The sequence below is a fragment of the Legionella qingyii genome (assembly GCF_003184185.1).
In genome coordinates this window covers 2,198-19,322 of the sequence record NZ_QHJG01000025.1, presented here as the reverse complement: position 1 = coordinate 19,322, position 17,125 = coordinate 2,198, and the positions used below count along the sequence as shown (strand labels likewise).

Sequence of the window (17,125 nt, the reverse complement as noted above, 5' to 3'; positions counted from 1 at the left end):
GTAGGAGATGTTTACTTGGAAAACGAGCAAGGTGTTTCTACCCTCATCGCACTTTACCTGGAGCGCGTTGTACAAATATTGCGACGAGGTAATTAAAAACACTAAAACCAGGGCCATAAACACAAAATTATAATTAAACTAAGTAATTATGGTGGGTTAACCAAGTAGTAGATCTAATTATAAGTGGACGAACTAAAGTTCTATCGAAAGCTAAGGTATGTTTGGATTGAGTGCAGGACTAGGTGAAACAAACATAGGCGGGGTTCCGTAAAGTAATACTCAACCTACCATCACCAAATGGGTTTCTTAAGGCCGTGCTTAAACTCTCCAGTGCGCTACTCGTGCTCATTCTAGGAATCAGGTGTGTCGACGACGGTTTGGTATTAGCCATAGCAAACGTTAAACTTAACGAAGAAGAAGGCATAGTTTTCCCTACTGACGCTCATGGCCTGGTTTTTAAAGAAGAGCTCGCTATGCGTAACATCCGAAGTGGAGTAGTTTTTATCAACCGAGTTTTTTTAAAGGAAAAAGTTTTTGCAGTGGACATCCTGCGAAGGGCGGTGTTTAGTTAAAACGTGGAAGTAGTTAGGGATAGAACTACATGACAAGATGAAAAAGTGCCACTCGTGGACTTTGGTCACTCGGGTAAAACTGTGGTGTTAGATTTGGTACCGGTTCGAACTATAAACCTTAAAAAAAGTTGTAGGGAAGGTGGTAAAAGAACACTTATCTTGCGAGTTGCTAATTTGCTCTAGGTCTCCTTGTTTGAAGTGGAACTAACCGTTTTCGCGGCTTTTCTCGTGGTAGTTAACGGTAGAGTTCTAGTGTCAGACGTTTATGTTATAAACCTAAAAAAGGTGGGTCGAGGTTCCTATAAAAGAAGTTTAAAGGACATCGCCGGACGTAATAAAAAAACGGTCATTGACAGGGTGGACACTTACGTTGAAATAGGTGGTAACCTAAGTAACGATTAAGAAGTGGGTGAAGGTGCGGCCCCGGTCATTGTTCTAAGTGATGTGGTCGACCTTTAGGCGTAACTAGTTATTCAAACTTATTGAGTTCACGTCAATAGCCACAGTTAAGACTTCCAAAATTATAATACCATAAAGGACGACGTTCACGACCTCGTTAGAAGGTCCGTCGGTATTGCTCACCCTTTAAGGTCCCTTATTAAACAGGCGTATGGGGATATCCGAGGGCATATTGTATTGATTTTCTCAAACGACCTTGGCTGTACCAAAGCGGTACTTAAAATCATCACTCGGGTCGTATTTTAAGTTTCGTTAACCGACGTAGCTAGTGTAGTATAAGACGGAGATTGTTTCCAAAAGGTGTTAAAGCACAAAGTTCGAGGCGATTGTAAAAACGTAATCGTGCTTAGTTTAGTCGTTGGAACTTGTTATCAAATGAAGCTAGTTCGCGACTACAAAAAGAGGTTGGTGGAAGTAGCTTTCGGAATGCACGTCGGAACTACCGCTCGTTTTGTAGAAGAAACCGTGAAAGACCTTGAAAACGTTCGTTAACCGGTAATGGCCCTAGTTATTACAGCGCTCACAAGGGCGAATACCGATTTCATTTAAAAGGTAGTTATATGTAAAGTATTAAAAAGTAAATAACTCAGGGAAAAATAACTCGCGCTATTCAAGGAAATGGTGAACTCAAACCAAGACAGCGTCTTATCAAATGTCAGATGTTCCTTTCAGTTGAGCCGCTTTAAATTTGACATTTAGACATCTAGGCAAGCCTAATATTTTAATTAAAAAGGAACACTCCTTTTTAGTGGCGGCTTAGTCTTTTTGGATGTAAGTGGTTAATCACCTGGATTAGTCGTATAGTAAAGTGATACGGCGTAGTTTATCAATTTTAAAATCTTAATCTAATAGAAACACTCGATTTGAATTTTATACTACCAATTCATTTAACTAAACCAATTTGTGAGACCTTTGGAGAAAAAAGTATTAATATCTACAAAGATAAACCCCCTTAATACCTATTTAAACTCTGAGTTTATCGTAAATTTTTATTTTAAGACTAAGAACCTAAGCCTTCATAACCGGTTCGTTATAACGGTGAGAATAAAGTTACAGAATTTAATCTAGGTAGCGTTTAAATGTAGGAGAGTTTTGTATTAGAACCGCGTCTACATCGTTTTTTAATATTGCAAAGTAAGGTTTTTTAACGACAACTTCTTGTCTTAATGGTTCTTGAAAACAGGAGATAAGAATTTGGACCACTAAAAAACAATTTAAATAGGCATCCCCATAGCTGATAACTAAATTATTTTATAACGGTCAATTTATTTTATAACATAAACCTACGACGGCGACTTAGAACCCTCTTTTCCATATCGCTAAGCTTAGTTGATGAAAGATTAATACGAGACGCTCTACGCTGTAATGTTGTATTTTTCGTCCCGGGATGGCGTCAAAATTGGGTACCTCGATTAGGACCCGACCAGAGAGTGAAAGAATTTGTTCGCAATACCTTACAGCGATTGCTATTGTTCACCGTCCCATTAGATGGTGTTTTTGGACACCTTACCCGAGTTAATCGGGTACTAGAACTATATTTTTGCTAGGTATAAAGACTTGTACTATGAGTTTAAAGGAGAGTTTGATTTTTTTGTCTACTTAAATATTTATGTACCAGGCAGCTACGGAATTAAAGACTTCGCGAAGCTGGACGGCTTGACCCGACCCCTTCGGTACTTGCAGTAACCGGCGTACTACGTTTAGTAGTGCTGAAACCGAGTTTAACGCCGTATATAGAATCAGTCGGTCCTCGGCTCTGAGATCAGGCATGGACCTGGGGTTTGAGACCGGGATAATTACCAAAAAATTAATGAGTGCGACTCAGAAATAGATAACGTCTTATAAATTGAAACTTTTTTCTATTATTTCATATAATGTCTGGGTGTCAAGTAATACGAATAGTAGGGACGGGACTACGATAAAATAGAAATTTTCTTGAGCACGTTTCTTTTATGTCTGGTGTTTTTCTTTTTGCTTAATAAAATTTTCTCTAACAACTACCGTGACTACTTGAGCCTCACAATAATTACCCTTTATTTTTACCTCGAATAACCATACCGAGAATAGATAGATATGTACTTCGGTCTTTTAATCAATTAGTATTATTACGATGTTCGAATGTTCAACGTCGACCTCAAAATAGCCCAAACTAAACCCGATAATTTTTGGGTCTCGCACCTTAATATCTCGGACTTCTATACCTGGTACTCATATAAAACTCAGAGCGGGAGGGAATAGAACCATTTCAGCCCCCAATAATATGTTTAACCTTAGGGGATGTCCTGGCCTCGTTAAGTTTATTATTTCTATGCCTGGTTTCGCTGGGAACCGTCAAATAATTATAAGCTTAAATTACTGCGCTCTATCTCCTAGAATCGTTTAATTTCGGTAGTATAAAATACTCATTTAATTCGTTCATAAAACCTGATAACTTTATAATCAAATAAGATTATATTACATCCTTACTATTGTAATTGATTATTAGCGGAACTTCAGTACTTTTTATTACGAAGATTCCGTCGTTTTTACGAATTTGAGAACCGTTTGAGGTTCTCCGAAGAATAAAATACGGTAAATAACTTTTTACTCGCATGACAATCACTTGAAGTCCTTAACTATCCTAATAGGGTCAGACGTGATAGAGTTGTAGACCGTTTTTACTTTTTTCTACCGAAAAATAGGCAATGTTTCGTTCCCTTCATACAAGTAATGGTGTAGTTGTTCGGACTTCACCTTCGCTAAAATAGTTGAAACATAAATTAAATAACGTTTCTAATTTAAAATTGGTTATATAATCATTTTAGATTATATTACTGGTTCCTATAAATTACAACGAGTCAACAGTATATTATTTTTTTACGTAGTATAAGTAACAATAGCGTACGAGAGAAAGCTGGTGTGAGACCCGTGTATGTCTTGTTGGATAAAGGATGGGATTACGCCATTCCGCCCGGAATTTAGTATTAGGTAGGTATGTCTCGAGATTCTGAAGTTAACTTCGTCGAATACCACGAAACTTTGTTCGTTTATCGTACGCAACCGGAGTCGAACCCAATCTTAAGTTACCTCGCGCCTCGTTATTAGGAGACAGACATAAACCCATATTTAATTCAGTTCCCTTACGTAGTAAACGACTAAAACCACGGCTAGTTATATGTCCCGGTTCATGGAATAAATGCTCTGGATTACGCAATTTAGTAGGACCAATAATGTCGTTAAATCTATGGCGCAAATTTAACTGAGATGGGTAAATAAGTCCACCTTTTTATTTTCGTGTTGTTCTTTTATGAGCGCGTAATGACTATAGGCGAGTCGTACCCTTAGTTGTTCGTGTTTTGGTTAATCGGATAGTCGAAATATACAGAATACTTCCAAAAAATTGTCGGTTAGTTAATTAGGTACAACGGGTTGTTGTTCAATGAGCGCGTGTTCTTAAAAATCGTTGGTGGTTTCGCAATTCTTTCGTTAGTTATTGAAATCTATCGCTACATAACTACCGACTTCGAATAAATTTATCGAGGAGAGAACCCAATAGTTCGCGGGCTAATGTTCGTCTTTTACTCGACCTATTGAAGTCTTGCGAATACCCGTTAGGATTATCAAGAGAATAAGGCTCAGTCGTATGAGGCAACTCCTTTTCTTTGTCACCTAATTTGAGAGATTATAGTTTCCGCGACCTTCTTTTACGGAGCGAATTTCGCGAAGCAAGAGTATATTTTCGGCTTTTCCGTTTATAAGAACGAAGCGTTAGAAATATATTTGGTGTTCATTTAGAAGTTGATTCTGTACTAACCTTACCGATGTGGGAGCCAAGTCCTAATGGGAGTCTATGTTAGCGAAATCCACGATTAACCTGTGAGAAATCACGTCCTCTTGCACGTCCTCGACAAGTTAGCCGATGTCGGTTCCGCTTTTTCCGTGTTAAACTTAACCTACTTGTTGCATTAGTTGAGTTTGATGAAGAATCTGTTAATTGTGCATTACTCTACGTTAAATTGATACTTAACGTTAATTCGGCAGTTTACCGAGTTTTTCTTCTTCTCCGGTAGTTTTTTAATTCGTTTGCTAAACCGGCTCCGAATTATGGTAATTCACGTAATAATCTTTCGGTTTACTTTAACTGAGTTTCGTTTCGCGTTCTTGAAGTTCGGAATGTAGTTAATTCTGAGTGAGTTCGTGTATAAAACTACGATTGCTTAGTTAATTAAGGGTTCCGTTGGTGCTTTCGGACTAATTGACTATGGAGATTCCCTCTGCATAACACTTAATATAAGGAATAAGTTTCCTATTTAATTTATTTCGTCCCGTTGACCGTTCTTGCAAATAAGTCAGTTTCGAATGAGAAGACAATTAGTAATCATAAAACAATAAACCACGGGACCGAAATCTCGCGTGTGGTTCTTGGATATTGGGACTTTAATAACAGGGTCACCATTGGTAAAGCCACTCGTCCGGACCGTCACTGTGGGTCCTTTATGAATTAGTTTAGCAAGCGGGGAATCTTCCCGACTACCGAAGATAGGGGCCTCACCTTGTATGGATGCCTTACCGATATCTACTGTCGCGAAACCATTGCCATGCGAAATTTCATTTACTTTTACTTCTCTCATCAGACCAATTCCAAATATTGGTCTAATTGTCATTGTACCTGTTTTACGGAGGCCCGTGCAACTACGGGAATTAGGCAAGTCAATCAAACATACTACAAGGTAACCATTGTCAATGGAACGTACGGTTTCCACTTTTAGGTGAGTTCGAAGCGTGTGAGCGTTTATTTCACAATCTCGTTAATGCACGTCATGGAGTCCATCCTTTTTCAACCCATTACCCGCGTAGCGGGTTTCGGTAAGCGCATACCGAATTAGGGGTTTTTTACCGTCTCGTACCGTAAAGTTAACGGTTATAGGTTGTTCGCAATAGGTAATTGTTGTAGTCGGAACTACGCCCATGAGACCTCGTAGCTAAGTCACTTTGGGGAAATGCGTAACTCCCGAGTAACTAAAGGTTGTTCCTAAATCGGTTGTAGTAGTAACCGTGACTACCACGTTTTGGGTAAGACAATTTCCTTTAACGGCGATAACTCCTTCCAGGACTTGTTCTTAGGTAACGAAGAATAAAAAGAATACCTAGTGTACACTTCGTTTTGTTGGGACTAAATCTTGGACGACATTGGTAACGCAATCGTGCAGTTTTTCCTTCATTACCCCATCTACACCGAGTTCGTTAGGATTTTTTTGAACTTGACTACGTTGTACTATTTAACTAAGGTCTCTGGTAACCCCAGAGTTAGTGGGCATTGATACCACTACTTCGTTTACTACGTCAGTTATGGGACCAGCTCGTAAATCCATAACGCTAACGGTCACAACAACAAAATGAGTACGATAAAAATCCAACCGCTCTTCGTAGGTAGCATTAAAAAAGGTAGGGTGAGTAAAATACAAATCAAGAACCCTAACCGACCAACAGCCCTGTTTGCTAATTAGCATAATGGAACAAACGGGACTAAGATAGGAACCCGAATAATCAACTACTGTCATAACACCACTAACTTTTGTAAGTAGCGGTGTATTACTTTCCTCATGTTGCCTTAAAATGGGCAAATCATTAAATACGGCGGTTACTTTAACCGTTTGGTTGTTAATAACGGTGGAAATGCCACTACAACCGAAACGATGGATACCGAAAACAACCACCTTACTACCCGGGAAAATACCGGGGATAAGGCAAATTACGCGGAAATCGCTACTATCAGAGCGAAAAATAACGGATGTCACAGCGCGGGATAGACCGTATAGCGACCGAGTCTTTTTTTCGTGTATCGGTTTAATTAGTTCTTGTAGTACGCGTATGTTGCGATAACGTCGCGTAAATAGAAATAAATAAGTTCCCTAATGAGCAGAGTAGATTTTTCGCTGTAAATAAAATAGATTCATAGCACTAAGAAAACCCACAGCACAATAACGTCGGAAATACCGTTAAATAAGCAGGACGCCCGCGCTTACCGGGTAATTCAGGAGAGCCGCAACTTTAATTTTACGATGGGCTACTATTGCAGTTATGTAAAAATTAAAGGCAACTACGACCCGGATTACGGTGAAATCTTTTTTGTTGGCGACATCATTTTCGCTACTCGGTTTATTAATTTGTTTTAGGAATACAGACACTGATACTCGACATAAATCCCCTTTGTCGTGGACTCCTAAAACGGCGGTACCACGCACCTCTATCAGACAATGCTCCTTTAGTCATGTCAGTCTAAGCATAATTAAACGAATTATTTGTACTGGCATCGCATCCGAGAGTACTTTATCGGCTTCGCCATATAGTTTCGGAATACGGCTAATTTTTCGTTATGGGACTTTCATGATAATTTGAAAAACTTTCAGGAGGTCCGGGAGGACAAGCGAGTGTTTACCTTCGACCAGAAATACCAGGATTAATATTACTGAATTCTTATTAACGATTATTTTAGTGAGTTAACCATATAGGAGCTTAGATGCCGTACTAATTATAACTATTAAGGCAGTACAGTCTACGTTTGGTTATGGCATAACTTTAGTTAGTGTTGCGTCGTTACGAGCGACCTGATGGCGGTGTTTGTCATCGCGTTCTTCAACGTAGAAAAAAGTTTCCTCAAATACATCCATTACCCGTACTCAGTTTGCGGTCTCTCGGTCTTGTATAATAGAACTCTAACGGTGCACTTCGGGCCCTTCTACGAGTACAGAATTTAGTAGAGATAGAATTTTTGGTGGTCGTTGTTGATTAAGGCGACCGTGTTTAACGGTCCAATGTAGAACCATTTCTCGTTTTTGGATAAGAATGATTTCTAGTTTGAGGATAACAAATACACTGTCCACTTCAAAATCCAAGGTCAGGACGCATACGTCAGTGAAGACGCTGTGTTTACGAATTTTTGGGTGGTAAGAGCGAGCTCTATCCATTAAATCCGAAAGTACTTCTCGTTGGTGTTTTGAACTGGTTCTTAGTTAATAATACCGAACCTCTTTACGCAAATTGGGAACTACATAAAGCACTAGAGCCGAGCCGGAAATAACACCGATAACATAATTAAATGTAAAATGACTGACGAAAAATAGTTAGAAAAAAATAAGGAGAATAATAATACCCCCGGTAAGGAGACTGCTAATAACCACATAAGGGTCCGGTAACCGAGTACGTGGTTGGCAAATGTCGTTGCAGGTACTAACCGCATTAACGAAATCGTCCCTAACATCAAGCATTAAGGGATAATAACTAACTAAAATAAAACCTCGTAGTTGTAGCTCCTATAAGCTAACTTGTCAGTCACTAACTTAGTCCTCAACTCGCAGAGAACGGATAATAAAACTGACGAAATCGTTAATAAAATCCGAGGCGGCAGTACAATAGCCTAGGTCATAAACCACCCGAACGGTATAGGAATTACAAACCAAGAAAACGGAGTTGACAAGAATGGAATAAGAATTAAGGAAATTAAATAAATTCAACCACCTTTTCTTACGTATTCTGCTCTGTTACTGATCCTCTTTTTATACTCATAACTTGCGTAATAAGCTTAACAACGTCCAAAAAAGTAAAACTAAAGCGATTCAGAACCTCAAGGACGATCGGGTCAGATGTAGTCAAGATTCAAAAATACCAAATGGCGAAAACAGCCACGTTTAAACAACGTTTCACCTAAATGAGTTAAAACGGGTGAACTTTACTAAAATTTTTTTAAGTAATTTATTTAAGCTATATTTAATCCCAGACAACTGTTAACGAAAAAATCGGATGCAAGGTAAGGAATACGCGCTTTAGGTCATTTCCGCGTAATTTTTTTCCATGTAAATACACACGAGACATATTTCTGGTGCGCCTTTGATCCGCCTTAATTTAATTACAGTTGTTGGAGATTAATTTTATCCATGGCAAGTTCAACTTAATTAATAAAAGGATAAAAATGATACACCGCAAAAAGAAGTCAAATACTCGGGTGGTATTATTACGATACCATTATTGACGTAATTAACGATAACAGGTTATTAATTTTCAACGTCAATTAACGTACTTAAAGTATAGCTATCCGTTACAATATTTCATACCGTTATTTTATACCGATTACCATACTTTCTTGAGACGAGGACGTTTTCTCTAGTGATATAGAGACTCTGATGTGTAATCTTAGAGGAGTATTTAACGTTGGGGTAATAAATTTAATATTATATTTACTAAGTTTTTACAAGTACTTGAATAGCTAACTTTAATTCTTCATTTCGTCACCCCGTCCGGTACGGGAGAAATCACTATTCACAATTATGGCGAAGCTGGCGAAACGTAGAATTATTAAGATTAAGAAAAGCGCTTTCGGAAGACAATGAGTAGACTTATCACCACGAAAAATTTTCGATCAGTGTTTTATATAATTGAGTTTGTTTTGTTCGGCATTGTTTTATTTTTACTTTCTAATCACGTGTAAATCAAATTGAATTCATTACAAAAACACTAATAAATGATATTATTTTCATTAAGTATTAGTTGACCTGAAAATATTTACTTTCATTTCACGAGTAGAGATTACGAATCGTATAACAATCGGTTAAGTCGAGTTCGTCCATACAATTAAACACCATTTGTTGAACCACAAATCAGAACATGTCGACCGGTTCTTGCGAATTACGAGTTTCCACATCGGAAAGTCGGCGTTCTTTTACAACTAGGTGAGTCGCTACTAGTTAATTCAATACATGTTTTATGAAATTAAGGTTGCGATTTTTGATAGCCACAATTATCGTAAGCACAGATAGTTCATACGGGTCCACCGTGAACGCGAAGGGTGGCATTTCAATACTTAAATAATTCACGATTATTATAAAGACAAAATCATCCTAATCGACTAATATTTTTCACTTGTTGCACATGACACTTATCTCTATGTCCACTAATAGGTAGTTGTAATATATTTACGATGTGTCGAATTTAGCTACTTAAATCGGTTATAGGATTACACAATCCCAAAAGACAACCGTTACTTCATACCAATGTTGGCTCATTTCATCTACTTTTAATAAATTCTGGGAGTGGATGCTACTTCCGTAATTAGTCTCTATACTTCCGAATATAATTTCGCTCAAGATTAGAATTTATATTCGAAGGTCATCCATAACACGAATCTCTATGGGGTCTACAGTGGTAAGGAAATCGCATGATAATGCGGACGGTAAATGGTCTCCTTCGTGTTCTATGTAGTCGTCTAAAATAACCGATGTTACAGATAGCAACCCCTCGTCCGAGACTGGGCCCAAGGATGGGGAGAAATAATTTTTGAATATAGCCTATATTTGGGCAGAATGGACCCCCGTTACCGCTATCAGTTTCGTTACCCAAACGACCATAATTGCATGGGCAGTAAAACTGTCTTAAACCGTCTTATCTGAGCGGAGCAAACAAACGAGTTCATCTAACCTACAAATTATTGCCTCGCTTCCACCACTCACCGCCATACCAAAAAGCAAATTAAGTCGCTGGATTACTCCCATTAAAACCGAATATATGCCTAGTTTGTAATGTTTGTGGGTGTTGGTTACCTCCAAATAGATTAAATTAGCGCCTTAAATTACCTTGAGGGGTCAACTCAAATCTACGGCTACGTTAGCGTCATTTTTTTTTAGTGAACACTAGGCCGCGTTAAAGGTCCCTACCTAGTTAAAGTTAATCTAGGATTAGTCGAAGGCGGAAGTGGAAGTTTTGGAAGCCCCCTTTACTGTAACGTTAAATTACATCTACTAAATTTTGAAGGGAATGTCCTATAAAGTAATTTATGAGTTCTATTTCCATTATTAACCTGTAGTCGATTCTGTCATTTGCTAGGTTGGTCATGCTTAATATGTCAAGTTTATCGATTGGGGTTTTTGTTAAACGTTCGGTAACCTTAATTAATATTGCCATTTTTACCACGAACGTAGTAATCCGGACGCTTGGAGTAAACATGTTTATTATTAACACTATTTAATATAGGACAGCGACGTTTTACCAGGGGATTGCCGGTTCCAGGTACATGCTATTAATTCTTAATTAGTTTATTTATTAAACTCGTAGTCACCCCAGTCCGGGACTGGGGCATTTATACCGGGGTATTCATCTTCACATTCCTCCGAGTTGTCCTCTAAAACTAAGTGTAGCGCTACGGAAATATTGACGGTGTTTAACGCGAGAATCCTATAAATTCGGGCTTAGTTAAACTTTTTATATCATAAAAAAATTGTGAACCCTTATTTTAAAACGAAGGGGTGTAATCTGACTAATCTCTAGAGTCTATTAACAAAGACTCCGTAAAATAGTTTTTTTCGATGACCAAATAGAACGGGTAGTTGATTCATTCTTAATAGTCGTTGTTGCAAATTGTTGGATAGGAACATGCGAAAAACACTTTATCTTAAGACGCATAGCACAACGTGTAATCATCTAAATTTGTTCGCATACTGAAGACGTCGGAGATGCAATAAGGATCTATTACGATATAGGTTACGCCACCATGGTAGCAGATAAACTATCAAATGTAAACGTGGTCATAATTAATTACGTTGATGATAGAGTCCCAACGGCTATTTACGTCGTTACTTATCCCCACTCTTAACTAGGAATAGTTCTTGTAATTGTAGTCGAGGTAAAAAATTATTTGAATTTTGTCTGAAAAGAAATAACAACTTTTAGCGCGAATAATTACCCCATAATTTTAATTTCAGAAGAAGAAGTTCTAGATTTAGATTACTTTAATTTATAAGATATTCGAGTCTTACCGGGTAGTGACGACGTGTTACCTCATACCTAAGTGGGGAGAGTAATGTTACTAAATATAGACGCGGCAATGATTAATTTTTAAAATGGCGAAGTTATACCGGAAGGACATGGCGCTAGCTATTACCTCAAAGTGGTAGTATAGCGAGGAGTAGTTATAGCAAATAAAAACCTTCGTCATGGAAGTAACGAAGTTATAGTGGTCTAACCCGTCGTTCTTTTTTTTAGCTATGTACTAGAAGTAAACGAGATACATTCTAGAAAAATAGTTATCCCTCTCCCGTTCATCTCAATTCAGCCATACAGTCGCAACCCAGTTTGAGATTTGGTTTTGTCGAGTATGATTTTTGTCACTTAAGTCTCCCGAACATGAGGCGAAAGAGAAGGAGTAGTTAAAGCTAGACTCCCAATTTACGAACTATGTTGCGGAGTCGATTGAGTTATGATAAATCAAGAACCACTATTTTAGGTCATTAAAGTCTGGATTAGTTTAATAGGCGTAAATTATTAAGGGTATGCAGTACAAGAACTAACATCGAATTTCGTTAGCGTACAAGTAGTCTAAGATCTTATTTCGGTTGGTGAACAAGTGTACTAACCTCATCGCTAAAATTAAGAAGTTTTATTTATCATTCAAGTAGAAATAAAAATCGTACTATTCTCGCTACGTTTTCAAACCCCCGACGTAAGAGATTAACAAACCCCCGGCTTTGAAATACCAAACGTCGCATCAAAACGTAATGTACAACTAGTATTTAAAGTCCTATTTTTAGTCCCACTTCGACATTCTATTACGAAAGTTTTTTTCCTGCTTAAAGTTCCGTACGTTTAAGAAGTACCCAATCTTGACCTAATAGAAACTAACTAACAAATTAAAATAGTATACGGTAAACTTATAAAACATTATTGAGTAGACCCAAAAGAACCATAGCAAGTTAATCAAGCTTGGCCGATATCTCTCATCGAGATAGCAATGTTTTATTGCGTAGATTTATAAATGTACTCTCTGGTATTGTATGAGGAAATGAAAAGGGAAAAAACCCCAAGTATTTATTAGGTAATTATCGTTGATTTACAAGTACTAATTCGTATCTTCTGATGTTCCAATTCCGTTATCTATTAACGGTGCGGTTGCTGTATACGTATTATGTGTTACTAATAATTAATTGATAATTCACAAAATATGGAGGTCAAAAAAAAGAATGCTTAATAATCCCACACAAACATGTGCTGGTATAAAGAAGTAGAACGTATCTTGGTTTAACACCCGCTTTCTTCTCATAAAAAAGCTCACATTGGGGTGAGTAATCTGTTCGCCTAGCGTAACTTAGTTTGGAAAAACTTATAACTTAAGAAACATTAGACGCAGTGAGGTATTACGTAATACCTTTTTACCTAACTAAGTTATGAGTGTAGATATGAAGGTTATACCTCCCGTTTTCTTTTATAGTACCAAAATTTTCTCTTATATTTATCTAACGAAAGACTAAATAGGTTTTATTTAGTTCGTTTAGTCCTTTTTTATAAATTTCTGTTCTCTAACAGTCTTGAGACGAATAGAAATTTTTTGACAAATCTCGCCTACTTGCTTTGACCACTTCTATTAGATTTAGTGCTCGATAATTTAAGAGAGCTTGTTTTGGAGTAATACAATAGTCATGTGACCGTTTTGTTAATAGAATTTAGTTGTTTTAATAGTGGGAACAAAGTATCAAAATATAGCGTAAGCCGATTCAAGGACCAAAATACGTTGGGATTAGGCAGATATCTTCTCGACCAACTAGTTCAGAGTAGCTTATGATATTCATGTCTTTTCTTTTATTCGTGGTCTGTCGAGTATTTATTTAGAGACAATTCTCTAGCTCTAAGACTTCTTGTTAACTAAAATGAGGCGTTTGACTTCAAACGGGTTCATAAGGAACCTTAAGGAGCACCTGTTGACGGAATACTGGAATAAAACAGGTATTTGCTTAGGAATAGTCTGTCTGAATTTTCTTGTTGTCTTCATTTTTTGAAATGAGTTATGTAACTAGAAAACTTATTAAGACTAACGAATATAGAGTGATTAGGGTTAAACGTTAGGACCATATGTTTTGTTTACGGACTACTTAACTTTCCTTTTTTTTAACATGGGAATCCTAGATGTGTTCTACTTGAGTGAGCAAATCTCTCGCGATTGGTACACCACATAACGAACCTCGCATAATGGTTAACACAACGAAATTAACAATATTGGCTACTAGACGACAAACAAAGGGTACAAATGAGATCTCTGTCGACACTACCTTTTTGTTACTTACTCAAATCTAGTTTCTAATACCTTGTAGAACCATTAGGTCTTTTGGAAGTTCAAACGTAACAACCTATAGTCTATTACAAGGGTTTAGTAAAATGTGAATCTCGGCTAGTTTTTTGGGAAGTTTAATTACTCAAATTCAGCCAACTAGTGGCTCCACTATACCTACAAATAAAGCTACGCCTTTTATTGGTCTATCAACAATTGAGTTTTAAACTACTGTTTACCGTACATATATTTCCACACAAGAATTGGGGTCTTGTTTACTTTAATCTTGTTTTACAGCTTGTCGTTCTAAAATCTGTGGTTATTCATAGTTATTGCAGGTCTGGGTACTTCTTGTTAGATTGGCGTGAATACTCTAGTAATTACGGAATGTGTTGATTACAAGAACGAATGTCTGGTATAGTTAATATTCTATAAATTTTTAATGTGGAGCACTAAAAGATATGTCCTTTTATTAAAAAAAAGAGTTTCAAATCCCTATTTATATACTTAGTTAAAAATTTTCATTCAACACCAAACCCCTATTACTGGCGAAATTATCCACGATGACGAGTTCGTCCTTGTTACCCAGGACACGTTCATTTAGTACGCCAATATGGGAAACAGTCACGACTTCGAAGAACCTGACGTAAACTAAACCTAAAAAATGTAAGATGGCAATGACGGTAAAGAAGTTTATTTCTACGAACCCCACCAGCACACCGACCACCAAATTAAATAAGGATGAACTTATTAAAATCAAAATGTCGTCTTTGGCCAACCAGAATAAATCCATTCTTCTTACTCAGATTTTTGTTACCAAGTTCGTGGCCCAGAGAAAGAAATCTACCGCGTCTGGAAAATAACCCCCAAAATATATTTGGATGGGTAAAACCACACAAAGAGTTTCCGCCTTGCAAAAAACTTTTACGTGCCATGTTTAAGCGATTATCATTTCATTCATGTAATAGTTATTCGCCAAGTTTACAACAATATTTGTCACCTAAATGGCCGTTAAATTTAGTTTCGATATAAAATGGACTTCACTTCCATCCGCGCCAAATACTATACGTCGCAACCCCTCATAGTCATCGAATATGGGTACGAAAACCATAGTGCTTAGGTGTTAAACTAAAATTGCAACTAAGAGGTCGATTATTGCAATAGTTGTAATTGCGCCACGGATTAAATTTTCCACATGTTCAATTAAGACAAGAAAAACCACGAATAATATTTAAACGTATTACAAGAAGATTCTTGTAAATTTAAATAGACACTTTAGAGTTTCTTATTTTATTCACTCAATAAGGCGAAGAATCTTTATAATAAGAATCCGTACTAATTAGTTTTAGTACGGAAGCGAGATTAATTTCTGCTTGAGGAAGGTTGTTAAGTAATCAACTCTATTATTCAGCAAATAAAAGAGCTAGGTGACGTTTTATTTTAATCAATAGACTAACCCTCGACATTAGTCTTAAATACATGGGTTTATTTATCCTTTAATCATATTAAACATGAATCCGGCCGTTACAACGGAGTAAAAAATAAGTTAAAAACTATTATATTTACTTTAAAACTCGTTTAGTTTTGTCCTCTCCTTTACGATGTTAAAAAATTTTGTTTTTTTGTGGTAAGAGTTCCATCTTTAATGCTCCCTCTTTTTGTGGACTTATGGATACGTCTGATAGAACTATTCCAATATTTTCTGGGTTGAGGTCTTTTATAATTTGTTGATTTTCTATGACCATTATTAAAATAACGACGTTAACTACGACTTAGAGCGCTCTGAGTCAGGAACTGTACATGTAATTTTATTATAAACAGTTTTCAACAGTAAGTAAATACTGATAAGGGTAAAAAGACCGTCAAGTTTCTATATACCTCATCTAAAAAGATGTCAACAATTAAATATCTCTATCCGCGTAAGGAAAAGTTATGTCCTACTTAAAGAAAATATCTAATAACACATGGACTTTTCTTTGTTTGACGTGAATCACGTCAAACGTTTTCCTAACAAAAAGAAATGAGTTCTCTCCCCTATACCCATAACATGACAAGCCAAAGAAAACCGAGGCTACCGACGAATTTTTTATGGGGGTCCATAAAACAAAAAAGAAAATTGAACCGGACGCAAAATAGGTCCAAACATGGTTGAAGGAGCTGTTCACGGAAGAAAAAGTAACAAGAAAGAACATGAAGGACTTCGGAAAGTAATTAGGGTAAATATAGTGACGAATCAAAAAACTGGACCAGAAGTGTTACTTTATAACGTGGTAGTTGCGATGGATAAAACCGGTAAAGGGCTATAGGTCCGCTGAGCTACGACAGCGACCATAAAAAGTTTACGAGAAATTGGAGTTTTAAGGACACGCGAAGTAATCACTACAATGATACTTATATTAATCAATTATTAAAAACTTGTATTGAAAAAAGAGGAAGTAGCTCAAGTGCTTGGTGACACGATTAGAGCACGTCGCGAAAGAGCATTATAAGAAAAACAAAGCGTTACCGAAGATTAAAACAATTATAAACTAATTGTCGACGTTGTAGAGGAGGTACAACATTTTCCCGAACTAGTATTGCGAAGACCTCGAGCAACTGAAGTCTTTTGTTAAAAAGGTTGAGAAATTCGAAGAGCATTTACTTATATAACCGATGTTAATAGTCATTTCGTTAATCATATATAAAACTAAATGTTCTATAACAACGTATGTAAAGGCCACATTGAAGAGAAAGAAAAAATCGTTTTTGTATTCGTCGTTATTCTGCAAGATTGGTTCCTAAACGAAACCTCGCCTTGTAACCAAGCTCGTCTAAATGACGTTGACGTTTCGACGGTCGAAAGAGCGCCTGTAGTATTTTGTAAACCAGGTTATTATTAAACGTCCGACGCGAATATCGCTCTAACAGAGAACCTAACCGACCGGCAGAAGATCCTCGTCAACTACAACGCAGTCTTAGCCATCTCAACAATGAAACGCTTGGTCATCTTAATCATGAGACGCTTAGTCATCTTAATCATGAGACGCTT

General features: G+C 37.1%; 1 protein-coding gene. It reads right to left on the bottom strand.

Annotated elements, in window-relative coordinates; all coding sequences use genetic code 11:
• Nucleotides 1–14,608 precede the first annotated feature (14,608 nt).
• Nucleotides 14,609–14,890, bottom strand: a complete 282-nt coding sequence (locus DGG96_RS14545) for a hypothetical protein (protein ID WP_110143377.1) — start codon at nucleotides 14,888–14,890, stop codon at nucleotides 14,609–14,611.
• Between the last annotated feature and the right edge of the window lie 2,235 nt (nucleotides 14,891–17,125).